Source organism: Terriglobia bacterium (assembly GCA_020073085.1).
GTDB lineage: Bacteria > Acidobacteriota > Terriglobia > JAIQFV01 > JAIQFV01 > JAIQFV01.
The window spans coordinates 246246-270000 of record JAIQFV010000006.1; the positions used below are offsets into that span (position 1 = coordinate 246246).

Below are 23755 nucleotides of genomic sequence, written 5' to 3' on the forward strand. Positions count from 1 at the left end.
ATCCCGTCCGTCGAGTTCTTATCGCCTCGAGCAGTTTTCAGTTCAGGGTGTCCGGTCTCCAGCAGCCCTCACGGCTTTCGGAGGATATGAAGGGGAAGGATCTTGGCCGCACCCGAGGCGAACGGCTCACGACGAATCACGCGAAGCGTCCGGCCCTCCCGCCACCGCTCCGCCATCATGCTCTTCAAAGCCAGAGAAGTCCCGAGCTGATCCAGGACGGTCAGGATCAGGCGCTCCTCATCGAAGGCTCCAACCCGGGGGCTGACCACGATGTTGACTCGAGGCAGGCCATCCTCTTCCTCTTCAAGGAACTGGTAGTCAGTGGCGTGCCCGCCGAACCGGGACGGTAGAACGTCCTCGACCAGCGAGATCAGCTCGCTTCCGAAGAATGTCATGCCCTCGCTGGTGAGCTTGTCGTAGCTGCGAATGTTCGTGATGTGCTGTTCAAAGCCCAGGTCCCCCCAGAGACAAGCGCACTTTCGTTTCTCGATTTTGCCATAATCATCGCTCTCGACATTGAGCAGAAGTTTGGGACAACTGGGGAGAAGAGTCGTATAGAGCAGGGCGTCAACGCAGAGGGTCGAGTTCAGAATCTGTTTCTTCCGTTGGAGGACCGCCAGTTTGTCCGTCAGGAGATGGACATCATCCAGCGCGGCCGGCTCGCCGCAGGCCATCCCGATATTGCCGATCTCTCCCATGGAATATTGTGCAGCCGCTCTGCATCCGCTCTCCGCCACAATCTTCGCTTTGGCCGGCGTGTAAGGCTCGGAGTTGAGTCGGAATAAGGTCCCCGAGATATCCAGCCCCCGCTCCTGTGCAGCCAGACACACACGCACTCCAGAGCTTGGATTGGTGTGGAGTTCCGCGGGGTTCCCTCCTTTTCTTTTTGCAGCCAGCCAAAGAGCGACCTTATGGGCGTCCTCCAGTGGCGTGTATTCCGGATTTGGCAGCGGGTTCCCGCACAGCCGGCTGCCATAAAGTGCATATTTCGTGAAAACGAAGTACTTCAGTGTCTTGGGGCGGACGACCAAAGGACTGAGCGAAAACCATTTTTCAATTCGCTGATCAATCTTGGCGGATCGGAGCAGGTGCTTCAAACCGCTCACCACCGGCGGAACCCCATACCAAATCGCAACCGGCCTGCCCTGTAGCCCCAAGCATTCGATCGACAGGAAGTGGTATGCCGCCTCATGTGTCAACAGGTCAAAATCGACGATGATCCGGGTGCCCACGCCCCGGGAACCTGCGGTCTGGAGCTCATAGTCTCGTGCCAGAAGGGGATTGTGGAAATCCTCGGGTCGCACCTTGAAGCTTAGCCCGGGGCGATGAACCGGCCGGCGCCCCTTGAACTCCTCAAACGTCACGTAGACCCCCGCATCATAGAGCTTGCCAAGCGTGGTTTCCAGGCCCTCGCGGCGTACCAGGGCCGCGACCGTCGGGAAGTCAATGCCGGCGTGTTTCAGGAGCCTGGCATACGGACTGCGAGGATTACCATAAATCCCCCGCTCCACTACCCGGAGAAAGGATTCGTTCCGGTCCTGCAATTGACGCTGTATTCTCCGGCGGCAATCCTCCGGAGTGAGCGGTTGTCCCAGGAACCTCCGAAGGCCGGAGAAGTACCTGAAAAACATCTTTAAGTCATCGATCATGGAAGTCCAGCGTCCATGGAATATCCAGATTTTCAATTCTGGCCAACATGGGATCATTGCACCGGCGAAGTCTCATCGGCAATCAGGATTAACAACCTCAATACCGTATCAGGCCGATGAGCGGCCAGTACCACACCAGCAGAATCAGAAGAACCAGAAATTCAACCACCGCCAGGCAGAGTCCGACCTTCAAGAAATCGCGGGCCTGAAAATAACCGAACGAGAACCCGGCGATCGTTGCACCGGACTGGTAAACGAAAATCTTTCCCGTCAGGGCGAGCGTCCAAACCAATCCTGCGGCCACGGGATTCCAGTGGTGTGCCAATGCAAAGTTCATTACCGTCGGCATCGAGGTGGCAAGGGTGGTTGGATCGCTCGGGACCAGGAGGTGATAGGAAAAGGAGGTCCAGTACAACACAATGGCAGACGGCAGGAAGCTGTAGGCCCACGGCCCCCAGCAAAAGGTGAGTGCTTGTGTGACCACGGCCAGGGCGCCCGTCTTCATTAATCCGTCACCCAGGCTCAATGCGGAAGCCGTAAAAATGAAGGGGAGGAAGTTGATCTGTTTCAGATCCTCCGGTTCCAACACCCCGATTCGTGGCAAGGTGGCCACGAGAGCAATCCCCAGCGCCACCACCGCGGGATGGATATGATGGATGAAGTCGGTCACCCAAAGAAGGAGGGCTGCTACAAGAAGAATGGCGCATCGCTTTTCGACGGAGCCCCAGGCTTCCCTCTGCCGCTGCCCTGCCCCCGAAGGCCCTTGGCTGGATCCTGATTTGAGGGGATCCGCGGGAAAGAGCCACACAATGACCAGCCAGCAAGCAAGAAGGCTGACGACGAGGGCCGGAAACATGGCAAAAAACCACTGACTCCAATAGACCGACGCCCGCCCGACCTTTTCAATGATCCCCTGGGCCACAATCGTCGAACCCCCCGTGATCATTAATTTGTCGAAGAGGGTGGAAGAGAAGGTGAGTGCGACAAAGAGGCCTCGTGCCGGCAGGTCCTCCGGTCCCCAGCCCCGCGAGGAGACGACTCCAAGACCGATTCCCGCCAGGATGATCACGCGGGCGATCCCGGAGGGAACCAGGAAGTTCAACAGAAGACTCGTCAGAAGAAAACTCAGAACAAGCCGGGAATAAGACAGCCCGGAGCGGCCCATCAGCCATCCCGCCAATCGATGGGCAAGGCGCGTCTTCGTCATCATCAGGCCGAAGAGCCCTGTCGCGAAAACAAACCAGGCCGAAATATTGGTGAATCCCCCGAACGCGGTGGAAGAAGGTACCCTGACCACGGTCCAGAAGAGATAACATCCGATGAGTCCGGTGATCGCGTGGGGAAGTATCCGGGCCACCCACATGATCAGCACGAGAAGACTGACTGCGAGCGCGTGTCGGGCGTCGGGTTGGATCGAGGAAGGATAGAACCACAGGGCAATGGTCAGCACGAGTGCCAGACTGAAAACAAGAATCCTCGCCCGCGAGTTCCTCAACCCCCCATCTTGGTGGCCTTGGAATGTCGTCATCAACAGAGTCCGCTTCCTCGGCAAGACCGCGGCATTGCATTTGAAGACAGGAGGAATTCCCCCTTTTTTCGCTTCCCAGATGACAGGCTGTTACCCCGGGCGTTGGCTCGCGCCGAACCACCCTCCCGGACCAGGTGTGGAGAGCATTCACACTCTGCCATGGAGTGTCACAAAGTTCTGAATGCTTCGGGCCATGATGTTAACTCACATTGCATCTTGTCTCAAGCTCTCGGGACTTCAGCCCTCGGGATTTCGGGATTTGAATTTCATGACAAATCTCCCCACGACGTGACGCCGCAACGGATTCAAGTGAATTTTCCTTGAATTCGAGGAGGTCAAGTTCTACACTTCTGGTCGGCCGGGCGATCCCCCATTTAATTCGCCTTGCTTAATCATCTCCCGACTCAACCGGCCAGGTACAGAGTCTCCACAGTAACAAGTGTTTGTTTATTCCTTAAGGCAGGTGCCTGCGGGGGGTGCCATTGTTCCTATCCTCTTCAACCCGGTTGTGCAAGTTCGGAGGTGTCCGCGAATTCCTGGGTGTCGGCGCGGCCAAGACGGGTTGATTTAGTTCCAATTGCGCCCTCTCCCGGCCATAAACACGTTTTTATTGGAAGGCAGCCCCATTCTTTTTCAAAGGACAACATTGTGAATAGTTTATTCATCAATTTGACGCGGCGGCTTTGTCTTATTCTCGCTTGTACCCTGAGTGTGATCTCCTACGCGGCTGACGGCACACAATTCTGGGACAAGCCGCATTTCTCGACTGATCCGACGGCTCTGTACCATGCCGCTTCGGCGAGCACTCTTGCCCCGGGTGTAGATGTTTACGTGCTCGTGGATGAAGAGCGTTACGTATTCGAGGCGGACGGGAGGGCGGTTCATACACGGTATCTCGTCTACAAAGTCCTTACAAAAGAAGGGGCAGAACAATGGGATGAAATTTCTCTGGGATGGGCACCCTGGCACGAAGATCGCCCCCTCATCCGGGCTCGGGTCATTACGCCGGACCAGACCGTCCATCTCCTCGACGAGAAAGCGATCCTTGATGCACCCTCCGGAGAGAATCAGGGCGACATTTACAGTGACCGGCGTGTGATTCGCGCTCCCTTACCTGCCATCGCACCGGGCTCGCTGGTTGAGGAAGAGGATAGCTCGACCAAAAGGCCGGTCTTTGTCGGCGCAGGGATTGTGGGGGGCTTCGGCTTTGGACGCGGGGTTCCGGTGGAGCACTCCCGCCTGGTCCTGGATGCGCCCACCTCTCTTGCGGTTCGGTATCGCCTGCAATTACTGCCTGATCTGAAGCCGCAGCGCGTCGAACAGGATGGTCGCGTGCGAATTACCTTCGATTCCGGATTTCTTGAGGCACTCGATCCGGCGGATAACAATCTGCCCAGCGATATGGCGGCCTATCCGCATGTGTCCTTTTCAACGGGGAGCTCATGGCAGCAGGTGGCTGAAGAATACGACAAGATTGTCGACAACAGAATGTCGGCCGCAAGTATCAAGCCGTTGACGGAAAAACTGACTGCAGGAAAAACCTCGCGTCCGGACAAGGCCGCGGCCCTTCTCGAGTTCTTGAATCATGAAGTCAGGTATACCGGAGTGGAATTGGGTGATGCCGCCATCGTTCCCCAATCCCCTGCTGACACCCTGAAACACAAATATGGCGATTGCAAGGATAAGGCGACCTTGTTGGTTGCGATGTTGCGGGCTTCGGAAATCCCTGCGTATGTGGCAGTGCTTAATGTAGGACCGGGAGAGGATGTCTCGCCCGACCTTCCGGGGATGAGCGTGTTTGATCATGCCATTGTCTTTGTTCCCGGGAGTCCAGACCTGTGGATCGACGCCACCGATGAGTATGCTCGTCTCGGTCAACTCCCCTCGCAGGACCAGGGACGGTTGGCGCTCATTGTCCGCCCGGGAACCAATTCGCTGCTGCGCACGCCGGAATCCTCGTCCGACGACAACCGGCTGGTGGAAAGGCGAGAATTCTATCTGGCGGAAAACGGACCGGCGCGGATAGTGGAGATTTCCGAACCGCATGGAAGCCTTGAGTCCCAATACCGCCGGTACTATGCAGATCAAGAAAATAAAGACCGCAAGAAGGGCTTGACGGAGTACGTCAAAGCGCAATATCTGGCAGACAAACTGGAAAAGCTGGACCGGTCTGATCCGTCGGATCTGTCAAAACAGTTCAGGCTTGAGTTGGAGGTGGTCAAAGCCAAGCGTGCCTACACTGAACTTGATGGCGCCGTGGCTGCGATTCGCCTGGACACGCTTTATGATCGCCTTCCGCGAGAACTTCAGCAGCGCGAGGAAGAACCGAACAAGAGCACGGAGACGTCCACCGGAAAGCCCAAGAAGAAACGCACCGCCGATTATCAGTTGGGGCACGCCTTTGCCACCGAGTGGCAATACACGATTTTCCCCCCGGCGGGTTTCCGCCCCAAGCCGCTCCCCCCAAACGTCAAGCTCTCGCTGGGTCCTGCCGTCCTCACCGAGGAGTTCTCAGGGGACAAGGGTGGAGTGGTCCACGCGTTGATTCGGTTTGACACCGTGAAGCGCCGTCTCTCCGTTTCGGAAGCGACCGAGATGCGAAACCGAATTGCTCAATCGCACGAAGAGAGAGCCATTCTCATTTACTTCGAACCGGTCGCCCGGGCGCTGTTCAATGAAGGAAAGGTCCGAGAGTCCTTCCAGGCGTACCGGGATCTCGTCGCCCAACATCCCAAGGAGGCTGTCCACCATCTCCAGATTGCGGGGGCACTCCTCGCCGCAGGGATGGGGGAAGCAGCGCGCGAGGAGGCACGGCTGGCGGTAAGACTGGAGCCGGGTTCAGCCCTGGCCCAGAAGACGCTAGCAGAAATCCTGGAGCACGATCTCGTGGGACGAAACCTCCGCCACGGCAGCGACTACGCGGGAGCCGTCGCAGCCTCTCGTGCGGCCGAGAAGCTCGATCCCGATGATAAAGCCATCGCGGGAAACCTCGCGATCCTGCTCGAATACAACCGCGATGGGATGCGGTACGGCCCCGGGGCCATGCTCAAAGAGTCCATCGCCGAGTACCAGAGCCTGAGCCGGGAGGAATTGACCCGGCTGGGACTCCAGAACAATCTGGCTTACACCCTCATGTATGCCGGTGAGTTTGCGGAGGCTCGAAAAAATGCCGAGCCATTGAACCCTCCCCCCACGGCCCTGATCGTGGCCTGTGAGGCCGCCCTGAATGGACCCCAGGCGGGCATGACCGAAGCCAACAAGCGGAGCAACGGGGAGGCCGAATTGAAACAAACCCTCAAGACCGCCGGAGAAATGCTGTTCAATCTCCGCAAGTACTCCACGGCAGCCGATCTCATGTCGGCGGGAGCCGCGGGAGATACCGCTTCTCAGACGGTCGCTTTGGCTTCGACGCTGAGGAAATTGCGGCCTCATGAGTCCCTCCATTTCAGCGATGACCCCAGCGGGACCGTCCTGCAGTTCTTCCTGGCGCTGACCAACGAAGATCTCAATATGGAAAAAATACTCAGCTTTGCAAGTCGTAACGGGCGGGCCGGCATGCTGCTGGATGACAAGGAAGAGCCCGACAAATCCTTGAAGGAAGCGCGGGAGTTGAGAAGAACTCTCAAACGCTCCGGTTTGTCGATCGATGTCATGATCGACCTGATGATGCAAAACATCGAGCCGAAGGCGGAAGGGGATGACGCTTCCGGGTACCGAGTGACTCTGCGTATCCCCGGCACTAAGGATATGCCGATGTTCGTTGTAAAAGAGGAGGGGAAATACAAGGTTCTTGATTCTTCCAAAGACCCGAACGCGCTCGGACTGGAGCTGCTGGATCGTCTGGCGGTGAATAACCTTGCCGGCGCACGCGTTTTGCTGGACTGGCTGCGCGAGGCTCAGCATCTGGAGGGAGGCGACGATCCCCTCGCCGGCACCGCATTCCCCCGGTTGTGGACAAGAGGCAAAGAGGCTGACGCCAACCAGATGAGGCGCGCGGCGGCGGCTATCCTGGTTCAAACCAAATCGACCTCTCAGCAAGGCGTCTCAATCCTCGAGGCGGCGCGGAATTCGGCCGGGAGCGATGCCGAGAAGCTGAATATCGCGATTGGATTGCTTCAGGGCTACAACAATCTGGAGGATTACGAAGGGCTGTTCAAGGTGTCCTCCGAATTGGCAAAGCTGTATCCCGAATCGAGGCGGGCGTTTCTTGATGAATCGCTCGCCTTGCTGGGGCTCCGGCGTTTCCAGGACGCCGACAAGGGCGCCAACGAAAGACTCAAACGTATGCCGGGGGACTTGGATGCCATGCGCGTTCTGGTGGGATCGGCGGTCGCTCGCGAAGATTATGTGCTCGCCCACGATTTGGGCCGCAAGATTGTGGATGCCGGGAAAGCCGAGTTCCAGGACCTCAACTCTTTGGCTTGGAGTGCCCTCTATACCGGCAAGGTGGTCAACGATGACATCGAGGACGCCATTAAGGCATCGCAAATGAGCAAGAATGATGCCCACGTGTTGCATACCCTCGGCTGCGTATACGCCGAGGTGGGTAAAACCAAGGAAGCCCGCGAGTTGCTGATCCAGGCCATGGACCTTCTGAACCTCGACGAGCCCGATCCGGACTACTGGTACGCTTTCGGACGCATCGCAGAACAATACGGAGTGCGGGAGGTCGCCCTGGCGAACTATGCCCGCGTCGAGAAGCCCAAGAAAGCGAGGGCAATCCCCGGTTCTTCTTATCGCCTCGCGCAGAACCGGCTGAAGAATCTCGGAAGCCCCGCAAATGAGCCCACTCCGAACGTGAAATAAATAGTACGGACAGGAACCACTCCAGGGACTTCCGACCTCGATCGGGCTTCGGAAGTCTCTCTCCCTTCCCGATTTTCCATTCTCCTGGCGCCCTGGGAAAACCAAAAAAGACCTTGAAACTGCTTCCTTTGCGGGGCGGTCGCGAGTTATTCTTGCACGGAAATTTTCAAATCGATGGAGAGGAAACAGATGCCAAACAAGAGACCGGAGTGCCCAGGGAAAGACAAGTACCTCGCGGGGAAGAGGATCCTGCCCGAGCCGATTTCGAAAGAGACCGACATCGCCCGATTGATTGACAACATGGATGCCTACAACGGCGGTCGATTGAGGGCGGCCTGCCACTTAATAAAAAATGAGTATTCCAAGGAGGATGTGACCGTGGGTTTGAGTCTGGCGGGCGCATTGATCCCTGCCGGACTGGGCCGTTCCGCCATCATTCCTTTGATGAACCATGGGTTCGTCGACTGGATCGCCTCCACCGGCGCCAACATGTACCACGATCTGCATTTTGCTTTCAATATGCCGATGCACCGCGGCAGCCATACCGTGGATGATGTCGACTTGAGGGATAAGGGTATCACCCGGATCTATGACATCCTGTTCGACTATGAGGATGTCTTGATGGAAACGGACCGGAGGTTGCGGAAGATCATGGTGAGACCTGAATTTCAGAAGGAGATGGGGACGAGAGAGTTTTATCATCACCTCGGCAAGGTGATGAATGAACACGAGCAGAAGAACAAACTAGGAGAAGTCAGTGTGGTGGCCGCAGCCTACCGGAACGGGATCCCGGTCTTCACCTCCTCTCCCGGGGATTCCACCATTGGCATGAATGTCGCGGGCCTGGAGCTGCTGGCCGAAGCGGCGGGTTTGCGGGATTTGTTCAAACTGAAAATCAACCCCAGCATTGACGTCAACGATTCAACCGCCATCATCCTGAACGCCAAACGGTATGAGAAGGGAAGAACGGCTGTCATCCTGGCGGGAGGCGGAAGCCCGAAGAACTTCATGCTTCAGACCGAGCCGCAAATTCAGGAGGTCCTCATGATCCCGGAAGTCGGTCAGGATTACGACATCAACATCACCGATGCGCGGCCGGACACGGGCGGCTTGTCGGGCGCCCCGCCCAGCGAGGCGGCCAGCTGGGGGAAGCTCGATCCGACGAAACTGGATGAAAGCGTGACCGCCTACATGGATGTTACGGTGGCGCTCCCGTTGATAGCGGCCTACGTCTGTCAGACGACCCGGCCCAAGAAACTGAAACGGTTGTATGACCGCGGCCAGGAACTCCATGAGAAGCTGATCGAGTCCTATCTTGAGAACAACCGGGAGGTGGAAGATCTTAAAGCCCTGATCAAGAAACTGTCGGCTTAAGAAAACATGAGGGCAAATGCCATGAAAAAGGAACTCCTCGATTTAGCTAAAAAGCATGGAACGCCTCTGTTTATTCTCGATCACAACAAATTGAGGGAAAACTACCGGAGGTTCAAGAAATGCCAGCCTCGGGTGCAATGCTATTACGCGGTCAAGGCCAATTCACATCCGGAGATCATCAAGACGTTGTTCAATGAAGGCTGCAGCTTCGATGTCGCTTCTTATAATGAGTTCATGCAGATTCACAAGTACGTCCGGGGTTTTGAGAAAAAAGACAAGGAATTCTTCATCTGGGACAAGATCATTTTTTCAAACACGATCAAAGACTGGAGGACCTTGCGGAAGATCAAACGTTACCGGCCCCTGGTGACGTATGACAACAGCGATGAGCTGAAGAAAATCAGGAAGCACTGCGCTTCGGCCGGGCTGGTATTGAGACTCAAAGTCCCGGATACCGGCTCCCAGGTCGAGATGAGCTCAAAATTCGGGGCCGAAACCGGCGATGCCCATCGCCTGATCCGGCAGGCTTTTGAGGCCGGAATGGTGGTGGAAGGATTGAGCTTCCATGTCGGAAGCCAGTGCACGAATTTTGACAATTACACCGCAGCCCTGGCCATTACGTCCGATATCTTCCATGAAGCCAGGAGACAAGGTTACAACCTGAACATTGTCGACATCGGTGGAGGTTTCCCCGTGCCGTACGACAGCCAGGTTCCCCGGTTCGAAGAGCTGGCGGCCATAATTAATGCGGAATGCGAACGCCTTTTTCCCAAGGACATTGAGATTATTGCGGAACCGGGACGATTCATGGTGGCGACCGCCGCAACGTTGATCACAGAAATCATCGGGAAGGCCCGGCGTGAGGGGAAGGTCTTTTACCACATCAATGACGGGGTTTACCAAACGTTTTCCGGCGTGGTTTACGATCATTGGATTCCCAACTTCCGCTCGTTCAGACGCGGGAAGGAAGAAGTGTGTGCCGTCGTCGGCCCCACCTGCGACAGCTTTGACAAGATTTCCCTATCAGTACAACTTCCGGGAAATCTGGAAATTGGGGACTATCTCTTTACGGAAAATATCGGGGCCTATAGCACGGCTTCCTCAACCACGTTCAATGGGTTTGACGGTGCGAAAATCATTCATCAATGCTAGAGCAGATTAGCAACTGAACCCGACAGCGCCGGGGCAATGGGAAGAATCGTCGGGCGGTTCGCATCCGCCCGTCGAGTCTGAGCACCTCTGCGGCATCGCGGTAAAGGGGAAGCAGTCCCACCGTGCAGGATGAAAAACATGGCGAAGAGGCCGACAAGTCTGGAGAAGATTCTAAACCGGCTGGAGAAACTTTACGGGTCGCAAAGTCCGGTTGGACCCACGGATGCCTATGAGATGGTGCTCTATCGGAATGCCGGTTATCCGCAGTCGGACGAGCGCTGCACAAAGGGATTTGAGGCGCTCAAGAAGGCGATTGGATTGCGGCCCGACGAGATTCTCGAGGTACCGCATAAAAGGTTAGCTGAAGTGATGCGGGCGGGAGGGATGATACCCGAGATGCGCGCGAGTCGGCTGAAGGAAATTGCCCAGATCGTCAACCGGGAGTTCGGCGGGGATTTGCAGACCTTGATGAAACGGCCGGTCCCGGAGATTAAGAAAGCGCTGAAGAAGTTTCCCACAATCTCGGATGCCGGCGCCGAGAAAATTCTGTTGTTCACAAGTACGGCCGAAGTGACAGCGCTCCCTTCGAATTGTATTCACGTTCCCCTGCGGCTGGGGTATGGCGTCGAGAGAAAGAATTGGGCGGCCAGCTATCGCGAGGCGCAGGAGGCGGTCCGCTCCGAGTTGCCGGAGGAGGGCGATGCGTACCGGCGCGCCTACCTGCTGTTGAAGCGCCACGGCGAGGAGCTGTGCAAATCCTCGCGACCGCGATGCGAGCAGTGCCCCGTGTCGGAGGAATGTCTCTTCTATCAGAAGCTGCGGGGCGGCAAGCGAGAATAGGGGCGCGTATAGTCGGCCTTACCTCAGCCATCCCAATTCATCTTCATGAAGAATCCACCGAGCGAGGCAGGAGACCGATCAGGCCTTCTCATACGGGTCGGGAGCCTGTTGAATTCGGGCTCTTTGTTTGAACCGTACTCGAATTGGAATCGGGAAGAACTCCCCCTAATTGTAGAGAGGTTGAACCCACTCATCCCATCGAATATAATGAGCACGTACGGACAGGGAGGTATCTTGTGCCTCTTGTGTTCATTGCTTTCCTCCTCCTGACACCATTTCTGTTTGAGCAAGAGAGCCAAACCCCGAAAGGCTTGTCTCCTCTTGAGGCGATGAGTGAACCCACACCTCCGCAACCCACGGCGGAACTGCGTAAACGTGCCAAGATCCTGCTGGACACTGCTGAAGTCGAGTCCAAAGCAATCCAGGGGGGCATGCGGGCGTTCAACCTATTGCAGCTGGGGCACGTTTATCAAAGCTCGGATAAGAAAAAGGCCGTGACTCTGTTGAACGAGGCTTTCTCTGCTGCGGGGATCATGGTTGAGTCCGCGGAAGGGGTGGACCCTGAGCGACCGACATTGGACCCGCGCAGCAGCAAGGGCGAGCTGGAAGACGAGGTCGTGCAGGCCCTCTGCAATCTTGCGCCGGATCGCGCCGAGGAATTGCTGACGCGGATGGAACCGCGGTACCGCACGAACGTCGTTCGGATGCTTCTCGAAAGGTTCGATGAAGAAAAGCAATATGATCGAGCCTTGGAGTTGATAATCCGGGCCGCCGAGGGCGGGGAATTTCCATACAACGCTGCCGACCGGCTCCTCTACATCCTGCCAAAGGAAATGGCGATGGAACGGCAGCGTCTCTTTGCCATCGCTTTGCTCAGTTTTCGCGATCGCCCGCCGGTGTCTAAATTCTATTCTGAATCGGAGTTCTTGGATTTGGTAACACATCACTGGCGTGAATTGCCTCTTTCCATGATTCGGGCCGCACTGGATTTGATTTTACACCCGCCCGAGGACAAGTCGGTGAGCCAGGACAAAGGGTCCAGATATAGCATCAACGGAGAGGAGATCTATTTTACTTCGAAGGATGAGTACCGGCTCTTCAAGGTTATGCCCATTCTTCGACAAATCGATGAATCAGCTTACAATACTGCGATTGAGGAAAGAAAGAATCTTAGAGCTTTGATGGAGCGCTATCCGGATGGATGGGCTTCGTTCCAGAATGCGGGAAACCCGGTTCCGGATTCAAAAGGGATGTCCGCCCCTCGGGTTTCTCGGGGGGGCTTGATGGTCACAGGCGATTCACGGACCGACAGTTTTGTCATTACAAGCAATCGAAGGGGGCAGGTTGAAAACTTGGAATTTTCTGATGTCTCCACGCACCCCGAGGAGGCCATCGCAAAGGCAGCGCAATTGTCCGACCCGAGGGCCCGCAGGAGCGCGCTGGAATGGATTGCGAGCTTTACCCTAACGGTCAACCCTGACGCCACGAGAACCGCGATCCGGAAACTGCTCGAGGCGCCGAATCTGCGGCCCAACGAGGAGGCCTATTTACAGCAGACGGCAGCGACCTTGTACCTGAGGTTGGGAGACCATGAGGCTGCGCTCGAGACCGTCAAAAAAGGAGCCGCAGTCGCAAGGAAGGTTTACGAGATCGAGATGAACGGTCCTGATCCCAATCAGGCCCTCAAAGCCTACTGGCTCTCCAGCCACACGTGGCGCGGGCTGATCCGTCTCGCCGCCCAGCTCTCGCCCGATTTCGCCGTGGCTCTGGTGGATGCAATCCCGGACCCCGATATCAAGGCCACCGAACGCATTGCCCTGGCGAGCGCGTGGATGGGACTGCCTTTTGTCGAATCGCCTGTCATCGTAAAGACGAAGACTTGGCCGTTTAAGCCCCCCTCCCCTTAGCGGCAGAGCCGCATATCATCTTCGAACTCATTCACCGACGTCACTATATTCAATCATCCTCAATAATCAACCGAGGTATCCTCCATCGCCCCATTCAATTGTTCATGCGGTGAAACGTTTTGTCCTCCCACAAATCCTGGTCCGCAGCGTGCTTCGAGAAGAATTTCTGAATCTCCGCGGTCTTCGCCGAAAGGACGTGGTCGTCGTTGGCGGGGTTCGGCCGCTCGTATCGGATGTCGATCTTCTCGTTCTTGACCTTATTCAAGAAAGCCTCGTCATCGAGCACGGCCATGCGCAGTTCGTCCCCCTGTACGTTCGCCCTCGCCAAGAAATGCGCATTGACCAGGGGAAGATAAAGTTCCGGCTTCAGACGCTCCTCCAATGCGGTCTGGTCCGGTTCAAAATCGAAGAAGAGGGTGCCGTCGAGCCGCACCGCATGCATGGTATAGCTGCTCTGTGCGGACTCCTTTTCGTCCTTCATGGAGTAAACGACGAGGTATCTCTCCTGATCCTTTTCCATGAACTGAATGGACTCCGTTCCGTCTGCGTTAACCCACGTTCCCCGGAGCGCCAGCTCATTGGCGAGGTGCTCTTTGTCCCAGAGGGGATAAAGAGACAGCTGGGGAACACATCCGTAAAGCGAAAGCACTAAGAGCAGGATTAACATGATCTTGGCCCGTTTCATGGGATCCCTCCTTCGGTCGGAGCCCTGTTTTTTTGGCTCCTACTGGTAAAAGCGTTATCCGCACCCTGGAATTACACTGATTGAAGAGGATTTGAGCAGCGCAGCAACACAATTTAGGGCGACAAGGCCAAGAAACACATCATTAGGAGGCTATGAAGACAGGAGGTTAAACCCTCAATCGGAAGAGAATCTGATGATCCTGCGTGGGCGGGCATTCTATGGACACCAATCCCCCGGCTTCCTGGAATCCTGAATCAGAAAAGGGACAGTCCCTAGGGACTGTCCCTTTTCTGATTAAACCTTTGCAGATTGCTTTGTTTGAATTCGACTCCTCAGTGTGAGGAGCTTGAGAGTCGGTCTTGAGAAGGATAGTCCTCTTTGAGGGGACTTGCCTTCGTACAGCACGCCGCCTCAGCGGCGGGAGTGGGCGAGAGGGAAGTCGTACCCCGATTCATCGGGGTTGGTGGCGAATGGGTCGGTCGTCAACGGCCGGCCCAAGTATGAGGTCAACCCCGATGAATCGGGGTGAAAAACCTGTAGGTCATTGGATTTCCTGCCGGTAAACCAGCGGGCTTTACGCAGCCAAGCCCGCCGAGGCTCTGATCCTGAGCAGGCGTCTCCATCGGGCAATAAGCCCTGCGAATCCAAAAAGGGACTGTCCCTAGGGACTGTCCCTAGGGGCTGTCCCTATTCCGATTGGGGGTTGGAGGCTCGGCGGGCTCGTCGCCACAAACGTCGGAGGGTGACGCGCACGGCTGCGTAGCGGGCTGCCAGGAGCATCACGAGGACTCCGACGACGAGCAGAAAGATCGGCCAAACCACCTTGTTCTTGAGCCAGTTCTGTTGCAACCGGACGATTCCGATCGCCAGGAAGAGCATCCCGGATCCGAGATAGTTCTTCATCTGCTTGGGAACGCTCAGAAACACGAACAGGCTCGCAGTCGCTGGAAGGAGAACTTCGAAGATACGGGCTTCGCGATGCAGGGCCAGACTTCCGGGGGATTGCCCCCAAAGACGGGTCGCCTCGAGACCCAACAGGAGCAACGGAAAAAGTACGTGGCCGGGGATGACGAAACGGAAAGCCTTCCCGACGGTGCGCAGTTGGGGGGTGCGGAATCGATCACAGGTCAGAGTGAGCCAAAAGTAAATGGCGGCATTGATGATGAAGAGATATTCCACCTGCCCGCGCGTCCAGGGCGCAGTTCGCTCCAACCATTGGGCGTAGGGTTTGTGGAAGCCCGCCACACCGCTGAGGGCGACATAGGTAAATAGGACAGCAAGGGGATAGAAATAACGGGAGTCGCCAGGAGACCGCAAACGCTCCAACACATGGGCGACCACGAAAAACAGTAATGCCGCCGGGATCAAGCGCAAGTAGATCCGTCCCGGATCGTCGTTTAACCAGTCCAACATTCCCATGCGAAGCAAGGTGATAACGTACAGCAGCGCCACGCCTAGAGAAATAACGAGGGAGAAAACGGAGGAGCGGGTGAACCGGCGGAGGGCCACATAGGCAGGCAGCGAAAGAAACAAAGCCCACCACATCTGGGCGTTGGTGGTTCCCTTGAAATTCCCGAACTGGAGAAAGAACTCGAGGTCTTGCCTTCCTCGTGAGTACCATGAGCAAAGGTGGTATTCACTCATGGCGACCAGCAGCGTGATGGGCAGCAGCAGGCAGAAGGAGAGAAGGTACGCCACCGAGATGCGGACGCGGCCGGCCATCCAGCACCGGATTCCGTAATATCCGGTGGGCAGCGTCGCCCCCGCGACCACCAGGACGGCCGCCGTGCCGGTGAGGTTCAAGTAGCGGAACAGGAAAAGCAGGCCGGCTCCCACCACCAGGGTCCAGGCACCCAGGTAGAGCGCCACCTGTGGCAACGACAGCCGCCGCACCTCCATGATCCAGGCATCCTCGCGCTCGGTGAGGCGGTCGTAGCCCTTCTTCAAGGAATCAAACTCATAGTCCGACAGGATGTGGTCCTGCCTCCATCCCTCCAGTTCGCGCACATGTTGTTCGATCTTCCCCGCCATTCGCCTTGCATACGAGCTGGGGGCCGCCAGCACCGGTTCATCCACCAGGAACCGTTCCAGGTCGTCCGCCATTTCCCGCGCGGTGGCATAGCGGTCGGCGGGACGCTTCTCGAGCGCCAGCATGCAGATGTTCTGAAGCTCGCCGGGGATGTCGCCGTTCAACCTTCTCGGAAGCACCGGCTCTTCGTCACAGATGCTATGCACTTGTCCGCGTAAATCGTCGGCACGGAAGGGGAGGGTCCCGGTCAACAGCTCATAGAGGATCGTTCCGAGGGAAAAAATATCGCTTCGAGCATCGAGAGGGGTTTCTCCGCGGGCCTGTTCCGGCGAAAAGTACCCGGGTGTCCCCATGACCTCGCCGTGACTGGTGAGTGCCTTTTCCAGCCCCTCCACCTGCCGCGCAAGGCCGAAGTCAAGCAGCTTCGGTTCCAGATCCGCTCCCACCAGGATGTTTCCGGGTTTCAAATCGCGGTGGACAATTTGATGCTGGTGGAGGAAGTGCGCGGCCACAGCGACCTTGCGCATCAACTCTGCCTTCTGTTTGAGGGAGAGCGCGCTGGCAGCCTCGGTGAGCGTGGCCCCCTCGACATATTCCATGACAAAGTGGGGAGGTTCGCCTGCCGGGCCGAGGTAGTAGATATGGACGACGTTCGGGTGGCTGAGCCGTGCCAGCGCCCGCGCTTCCTGCATGAACCGCTTCCGAATCTCCTCGTTTCCCGCAAAGTGATCCTTGAGCACCTTGATGGCGACAGTGCGCCCGAGGGTCTCGTCGGCGGCCAGGAACACACGGGCCATCCCTCCGGCCCCCAGCTCCTTCAGGATGCGATGCCCTGAAAGGCGCTCCGGAACCTGCTCAACTCCGGGCGGTTCAGTGTCCGGGTCGATCGAATCAAACAGGGCGAGCGTATCGAGAGCAGCACGCAGGTCGGATGCGATCTCGGGATAGCGCCGGCAGAATTGGTCGATATCTGCGGCCTCCGATCGGGCGGCGAGATCCACGTATTCCGCCAGGGCGGCGGCAACTCTTCGCTCGTGTTCCAGCGCCGGGTCGAGGGTGTCGTCCTTCGTTGGGCCGTCCGACCTTGTGTTCATGGCTCTCCCGCTGAATCCTTCAATTCTTTGAGGCGCTGCGTGGCCCGGTGGAGAAGAACGGCCACCGCTTCTCGCGACCGGTTCATCCGTTCCGCGATCTCCTGGGTCGATTTCCCCTCAACCTTGGCCAGGAGAATGACCGTGCGGTAGTCTTCGGGGAGCCCGTCGAGCAGCGCGATGACATGATGGAAAAGTTCTTTTCGGGCGAAAATCTGGCTCGGCGTGACGGAGTCCCTGGGCTCGGCATTCGGAGAGCGGCTGTCCGAGTCGCGAGCGACCCGCGCTTCCGGCTGACGCTTCTGCCGCTGCTGGTATCGCGCGTTGTCGATGATGACGTGGTCGGCGATGCGTGCCAGCCAATTCATGAAACTTCCCGGGTTCCGATAAGTGAAATCGGAAAGGCTTCGGCTCGCCTCCAGGAACGTTTCTTGAAGGATATCGTCCACCTCGACCCGCGCGCGCATCTCCACACTCAGTTTATACCGGATCAGGACGGCGAGGCGCGAACTGTATTTGTGAAACAGCAACGTAAAGGCCGACTCGTCGCCCGCGCGCACGCGTGCCAACAAGTCAAACGTTGAAGTGGCGAGCTGGTTCTGGGACATTCGGGATCCTTCGCTGCTTCGAGCAGGAGGCTCAGACGCCGTCTTGTTGAAAGAGTCTACCGAAGAGTGGAGCGAATCGCAATGCCCGAGGCAATTCTCTTTTCACATTATAACGCCCGTCCCGCTGCCGCGCCCGACGCCCAGGCCCATTGAAAGTTGAAGCCGCCCAGGTGGCCCGTGACATCAACCACTTCGCCGATGAAAAACAGTCCGCGGACCTTCCGGCTTTCCATCGTTTTGTCCGACAACTCGCCGGTATCCACACCCCCTGCCGTGACCTCGGCTTTATCATACCCTTCCGCCTGCGCGGGGATGAGATCCCATGCATGGACCTTTTGTTCCAGTTCTACTAGGGCCTGATTGGTCCAGGCGGAAGGGGCATGCAGATCGAGCCACCGTGTCGCAAGACGCTTCGGCAAAAGTCCTTGGATAGCGGAGAGCGCGGCCGTCCTGTCTCTCACCTTTCCTGCACGAATCGCCGCCGTGACATCACGATCAGGAGCCAGATCAATACGGATGGGCTTGCCCCTTTTCCAGTACAAGGAGATTTGGAGGATGGCGGGTCCGCTCAATCCGCGGTGCGTGATCAGCATTTGTTCGCGAAACCGGTGATGATCAGTGGCAACGATGACGTCCGCCGAAACTCCGGTCAGGTCGCAATATCGTGTGCGGTCCCGGGGCCCCAGCAAGAGCGGGACAAGCGCGGGTCTCGTCTGCTGGATCTTCAGTCCGAATTGACGCGCCACATCATAGCCCAGGGCGGTGGCTCCAATTTTTGGGATTGACAGTCCCCCCGTCGCAACCACCAGGACCGGCGCGTGGAACTCGGCCCCTTCGGTCTTCACGACGAATTCGGTCGTGTGCTGAACTTCACGCACTCTGCAATTCAGGAAGATCCTTACTCCAGCGAGGCGGCATTCGGTCTCAAGCAGGTCCGTGATGTCGTGGGCCGAGCGGTCGCAGAAGAGCTGTCCCAGTGTTTTTTCATGATAGGGGATGTGATGTTTTTCGACCAGGGCAATGAAGTCGGCTGGCGTATACCGGGCGAGTGCCGATTTCGCGAAATGCGGGTTTGCGGAGATAAAGTGTTCCGGTTGACCATAGAGGTTGGTGAAATTACAGCGCCCGCCGCCCGAGATAAGAATCTTCCGGCCGGCGCGATCAGCGCGTTCCAGCACGGCGACACGGCGTCCCCGTTTGCCGGCCTCCACCGCGCACATCAGTCCCGCGGCCCCGGCGCCAAGAATCAATGCATCAAATTTGTGGATCAAGGATTGTGTCCGAGACACGGCGAGCCTCAAGAATGTCAATATTGCATTGTCCCTTCGGAACGGACAAGGAGAAAGAAGAAGGAATAAGAAGTGGGCGTCCCTGGAAGCGAATCGATGGTGACAGACCCCTGGACCCAATGCTGTCCGCATTTGACCTGACCTGGACCCAAGGACTTGACGACTGAAGCTAAAATGACTCATTGTGACAGCGGAGAGGGATCATCGTGCTGCGCACTCGTGGCGATTCGAAGAATTAAGGGGAATCCCACCGAGTGGGTTTGTGCTGGGATCGGGATTCTGATATCAAGGGATGATAGGGGAGCGACCGGCTATTCGACCCTTTTGTGGCTCCACCGCAGAAATCGAGAGGAATGCATGGCGAGGTGGAAACGGCAGGCTGGAGATATTCGCGTGGCAGTTCTTGTTGTTCTGATCTTAACCTTCTCCTGCGGGGGAGTCTTCTCTGCACAACATGATCTTTATGGGGGATCGCAGCTTTTTAAGCGGAAACCCGTGCAGCCACCCAGTCCCAAGGCGCTGCGCGTCCTCGAGTTGGTTAATAAGGAACGGGCCGGGAAGGGCTGCCGGCCATTACGGATGAAATCGTCGCTGAATGCAGCCGCCCTGGAACACAGCCGGGACATGGCACGTTATCATTCAGTCAGTCATACCGGTTCCGACGGTTCACATCCCGGAGATCGCATGACTCGGGCCGGCTATGGTTGGTTAAAGGTCGCAGAAAACGTTGCTGCCGGATATGCCTCTCCGGATAGCGTGGTGAGTGGCTGGATGAAAAGCCCGGGCCATCGCGCCAATATTCTGGATTGCAGTTTTCAAGACGCGGGGGTGGGATACGATTTCCTGGCGGTCGAAGCGGACAGCGGGGACTACGCCTATTATTGGACCATGGTGTTCGGGATCTCGCGATGATGAACTCAACTACTCACACCGCAGGGAGATCATGGGGTCCACACGGGCAGCACGACGGGCGGGGATGTAAGTGGCGAGCAGGGCGACCAGGATCAGCAGGCTGGGAATCACGACAAACGTCATCGCATCGGTGGCCGTGATGCCGAACAAAAGGCTTCTCATCAACCGGCTGAACACCAGGGCTGCGGCCACGCCGAGGACAACCCCGGAAAGCGCCAGGGTCATTCCCTGGCGGACGACGAGGCTCAAAATGCCTCCCGGCGTGGAGCCGAGCGCGATGCGGATTCCGATGTCCCGAGTGCCCTGGTTGACGAGATAGGCCATGACGCCGTAAATGCCGATGGCTGACAGCGCCAGGGCGAAGCCGGCGAAGACTCCAAGCAACAGCATCGAGAACCGTCGACGGGCCAGCGACAGGTTCACGACTTGCTCCATCGTGCGGGCGGAATACATCGGAAGATCGGGGTCCAGCTCGCGAACCGCTTTTTTGACCGCCGCGGTGAGCGACGCAGGATCAGAACGGCTGCGCACAACGACGCTCAATGTGCGCGCAGGCGACTGGGTGTGCGGAAGGTAGAAAACGATCCGAGGGTCGGAGTCGAGTGAGTCGTGTTTCACTCGCCCGACCACGCCGACGATCAGGTGCCACGGGATGTTGGATTGGACGTACCGAATGCGCTTGCCCACCGGGTCCTGACCGGGCCAGAACTCCCGGGCCATTCTTTCATCAATGAGGGTGACGGGAGGACGGGACGGGGTGTCTTCTTCACTAAAGAACCGGCCCTGGAGAAGCGGGATTTCCATGGCCTGAAAATAGTTCCCGCTGACAATGCGCGCGTCAGCATTGATAAATTCTTCGCCGGGAGGAGGCGTGCGTCCTTCAATCAAAATGGGGGTCCAGGCGAAGGTTTGTGTCAACGGGAGCGCCGTCGTCCCTCCCACAGCAGTGACCCCGGGCAATTGCTGCAGGCGTTCCCAGAGCTGGCGATACGATCTCACCACCCCTTGAGGGTCGTTGTACTTGTGGCCGATCAGGGTGAGTCCAAAGGTCAGCACCCCCCGCGGGTTAAAACCCGGGTTCACATTTTGCAGGCGCGCGAAGCTGCGCAACAGGAGCCCGGCTCCAATGAGCAACACCACCGAGAGCGAAAGCTCCGAAACCACCAGCCAGCGGCGCAGGTTGCGGCCGCGCCCCCACAGGGCATCCCCCCCGGCGGAACCCCGGCTCGCATCCTTTAATGTGGCATTCAGATCGACGTGAGAAACCCGCAAGGCCGGCGCGAGTCCAAAAAGAATACCCGTCAAGAAAGAAATGAACAGGGTAAACAGGAGGACTCTTCCATCGATTCCGATGTCAGTCAGCCGTGGAACGCTTCTCGGCCCCAGGACATGAATCCACTTCAGGCTCCATTCAGCCAGGAGAATTCCCAACGCCCCGCCACAGAATGCGAGCAGGACGCTTTCGGTAAGCAACTGCCGGATGATGCGCCCACGGCTGGCGCCGAGCGCCGCGCGCACCGCAATTTCCCTTTGTCGGGCGACGGCGCGAGCCAGCAGAAGATTGGCCACGTTGGCACAGGCGATCAGCAACACCAGCCCCACCGAGCCCAACAAAATGTACAGCGGGCGGCGAACATCACCTACCACCTGCTCCAAAAGCGGCACGATGCCGAAGGTCAAACCCCCATTAGGCGGATAGACCTCCGGATAATCGCGGCGCAGGCGCGCCGTCAGGGTGTCCATCTCGGCCTGCGCTTGCAGGAGTCGTACACCCCGCTTGAGCTTGCCAATGATGTTGTAGTCCTCGTGATCACGTACTCGAGGAGCAGCCGCACTGAGCGGCAAAGGGACCAGGATGTCGGCTTGTTCGGCGCCGCCCAGAGTGGGAAGCACCTCCCTCGGGAGTGAAAAGGACTGTGGCAGGATGCCGATCACCTGGTAGTCCTGGCCATTCAGGGTGATCGACTTTCCAATCACGTGCGGGTCGGAGCCGAATCGGCGCGCCCACATCCCGTGACTGAGCACGGCCGTCGCCGCGCGCCCCGGAGAGTCTTCCTCAGGCACGAAAATACGGCCGGATGCCGCCGTAACGCCCAACATCGGCAGAAGATTTGAAGAGATGCGGATGGTTCCGACGCGTTCCGGTTCGCCCTCCGAGGTCAGCGTGGTATTCCCGCCGATGGCGATGGCAACTTGTTCGAAGCTGGCATCGCCGCCCTTGATGTCGAAATACTGGGCCGTAGAGAACCAATCTTCGGTGATGCCGAGACCCGGCGAGCGGTTCCAGAGAATCACCAGCCGGTCCGCATCTTTGTAGGGCAGCGGGCGTAACAGCAACGCATTCGCCACGCTGAATAGGGAAGTGTTGGCGCCAATCCCGATGGCAAGCGAGAGAATGGCTGCGGCGGCAAAGCCGGGATTCTTTGCAAAAGCACGGAGCGCGTATCGGAGGTCCTGTCCAAAGGCGCTCGCCGAGAAGCGACGGAGAGGAAGCCATCGGGCCAGTGCTGACCGGATACTGGAATGAGTGGGTATGTGTGCCAATGGCATAAATGTGCAAAAGGACGAATGGATCGGATCTTCTTATTTTTAATTTGTTACGTTTGAAACCAGGCGATTCACTCGGCAGAAGGGAATTTAAAAATTTCTCCCGGGCGCAGGTCCTGAATCATTGAAAAGGTCATCAGATAGCGACACGATTCGAATGCCCAAGATCCCAGACATGGACCGATTCTTCCGTGTTTGACGTCAGGCGCTTCTACTCCCTCAAAGATTGATTACACCAGTTACCCGTTTCCTTTGCGTCCCCACAGCACCCCGATTTATCGGGGTGGCACTGTTCTCTCTCCCGTCAGACTTGAACCGATTCATCGGTTTCGTCGTTTCACAATCCTTACGCCTTCCATCGCGGTCCATCTTCCTCCCCCCGAAACCGTTGAAACGGTTGCAAAACAGTCTTGCGGATGCAGTGAACACCCCGATGAATCGGGGTGCTGTAGTCTCCGGGGTACAGATGGTTTTTTCAGAAATCCATCTTCATTCGCCGGGGTTGATGACTGGATCAGCCGGAGTGTACAAGAGATCGAATGGAGAGGCAACGAGGATGAGGTGTGAGTGGCGGGTTTCATCGCGTTGCTTGCCAATACCCTCGCCACGTCCGATCCCCTCTTTGACTGTCGATCCGTGACCGTTTTCAGGTAGAGTACAATCATTGGGAACTTTTTGGCCCCTGGTGACATTACAGGTTAGAAGGGAATATTAAGGGGGTCTGGAGCGGCGGGAGGAGAGGCGCGGCGGGCGATGATTAGCGATGAGACTTTGATGCTGGAATTCCAATCCGGGTCGCGCGAGGCGTTCGAGGAACTCTTTGCACGCTATCGTCAACCGCTCTATGGCTTTTTCCGGCGACGCCTGGAAAGCAATGGGCGCGCAGAGGAGCTGGCGCAGGATACTTTTCTTGCAGTCATTCGTGCGACGTCGCGCTACGAGGCGCGCGCTCTCGTCCGGACCTACCTCTATAGTATCGCATTCAACCTGCTGGCCGCCGAGCGGCGCAAACAGGCCCGCAGTCCAATGCCGGCGCAGGACCCTCCAGAACCTGCAACGAACGATCCGCCTGAGAATGCTCTTTGGGTCCGGCAGGCGCTGGAAAAGCTTGATGCTTACGAACGCGAAATTTTGATGCTGCGGGAATATGAGCAGCTTAGCTATTTGGAAATTTCCACCTTACTGCGCATCCCGGTCAACACGGTCCGGTCTCGCCTGTTTCGAGCGCGGATGGCGTTGAAAGAGTGCTTGGAGCAGGCAGAGAGACCTCAGGTCCCTGTGGCGGCTCGGCGTGAGGAGATCAGCGTGAACAAACGGCCTGCTGATGACGAGGCGTGA

General features: G+C 57.4%; 14 protein-coding genes. 7 read left to right on the forward strand and 7 right to left on the reverse strand.

Going from position 1 to position 23755, the window contains the following annotated elements; translation table 11 throughout:
- Window positions 1–68: 68 nt before the first annotated feature.
- Window positions 69–1649, reverse strand: coding sequence for a hypothetical protein (locus LAO21_08590; GenBank protein ID MBZ5552761.1), 1581 nt, complete (start codon window positions 1647–1649; stop codon window positions 69–71).
- Window positions 1650–1746: 97 nt separating this feature from the next.
- On the reverse strand, window positions 1747–3177 hold the full coding sequence (locus LAO21_08595) for an anion permease (protein ID MBZ5552762.1): 1431 nt from the start codon (window positions 3175–3177) through the stop codon (window positions 1747–1749).
- A gap of 648 nt (window positions 3178–3825) precedes the next feature.
- On the opposite strand from LAO21_08595, the gene LAO21_08600 reads away from it, so the two are divergent.
- The 5 genes from LAO21_08600 to LAO21_08620 all read left to right on the forward strand — a co-directional run bounded on the left by LAO21_08600 (window position 3826) and on the right by LAO21_08620 (window position 13256).
- The gene (locus tag LAO21_08600) at window positions 3826–7983 is read left to right on the forward strand and encodes a DUF3857 domain-containing protein (GenBank protein ID MBZ5552763.1); all 4158 of its coding nucleotides are present in this window, start codon (window positions 3826–3828) and stop codon (window positions 7981–7983) included.
- A gap of 189 nt (window positions 7984–8172) precedes the next feature.
- Window positions 8173–9357 (forward strand): deoxyhypusine synthase, encoded by a 1185-nt coding sequence (gene speY / locus LAO21_08605; GenBank protein MBZ5552764.1) that lies wholly within the window; start codon window positions 8173–8175, stop codon window positions 9355–9357.
- Between the two features lie 21 nt (window positions 9358–9378).
- The gene (locus LAO21_08610) at window positions 9379–10509 is read left to right on the forward strand and encodes a type III PLP-dependent enzyme (GenBank protein MBZ5552765.1); all 1131 of its coding nucleotides are present in this window, start codon (window positions 9379–9381) and stop codon (window positions 10507–10509) included.
- Between the two features lie 138 nt (window positions 10510–10647).
- Window positions 10648–11349, forward strand: coding sequence for a hypothetical protein (locus LAO21_08615; protein ID MBZ5552766.1), 702 nt, complete (start codon window positions 10648–10650; stop codon window positions 11347–11349).
- Window positions 11350–11678: 329 nt separating this feature from the next.
- Window positions 11679–13256, forward strand: a complete 1578-nt coding sequence (locus LAO21_08620) for a hypothetical protein (GenBank protein ID MBZ5552767.1) — start codon at window positions 11679–11681, stop codon at window positions 13254–13256.
- Between the two features lie 94 nt (window positions 13257–13350).
- Here the strand turns inward: LAO21_08620 and LAO21_08625 are convergent, their stop codons facing one another.
- The 4 genes from LAO21_08625 to LAO21_08640 form a co-directional block, all read right to left on the reverse strand.
- Window positions 13351–13941 carry a hypothetical protein gene (locus LAO21_08625; protein MBZ5552768.1) on the reverse strand — a complete coding sequence of 197 codons (591 nt, stop codon included), beginning with the start codon at window positions 13939–13941 and terminating at the stop codon, window positions 13351–13353.
- Window positions 13942–14628: 687 nt separating this feature from the next.
- Complete coding sequence (locus LAO21_08630) at window positions 14629–17064, reverse strand: serine/threonine protein kinase (GenBank protein ID MBZ5552769.1); 2436 nt, start codon at window positions 17062–17064, stop codon at window positions 14629–14631.
- Entirely contained in the window at window positions 17061–17669 is a 609-nt protein-coding gene (locus LAO21_08635; protein ID MBZ5552770.1) for a sigma-70 family RNA polymerase sigma factor, read from the reverse strand. Before LAO21_08635 ends, LAO21_08630 begins: the two co-directional genes overlap by 4 nt.
- Window positions 17670–17776: 107 nt before the next feature.
- Complete coding sequence (locus tag LAO21_08640; protein MBZ5552771.1) at window positions 17777–19090, reverse strand: NAD(P)/FAD-dependent oxidoreductase; 1314 nt, start codon at window positions 19088–19090, stop codon at window positions 17777–17779.
- A gap of 42 nt (window positions 19091–19132) precedes the next feature.
- Between LAO21_08640 and LAO21_08645 the strand changes: the two genes are divergently transcribed.
- Window positions 19133–19870, forward strand: a complete 738-nt coding sequence (locus tag LAO21_08645; protein ID MBZ5552772.1) for a CAP domain-containing protein — start codon at window positions 19133–19135, stop codon at window positions 19868–19870.
- 9 nt (window positions 19871–19879) lie between these two features.
- On the opposite strand, the gene LAO21_08650 is transcribed toward LAO21_08645, so the two are convergent.
- Window positions 19880–22420: an ABC transporter permease gene (locus LAO21_08650; protein ID MBZ5552773.1), complete on the reverse strand. Its 2541-nt coding sequence runs from the start codon at window positions 22418–22420 to the stop codon at window positions 19880–19882.
- A gap of 750 nt (window positions 22421–23170) precedes the next feature.
- On the opposite strand from LAO21_08650, the gene LAO21_08655 reads away from it, so the two are divergent.
- The gene (locus tag LAO21_08655) at window positions 23171–23755 is read left to right on the forward strand and encodes an RNA polymerase sigma factor (protein ID MBZ5552774.1); all 585 of its coding nucleotides are present in this window, start codon (window positions 23171–23173) and stop codon (window positions 23753–23755) included.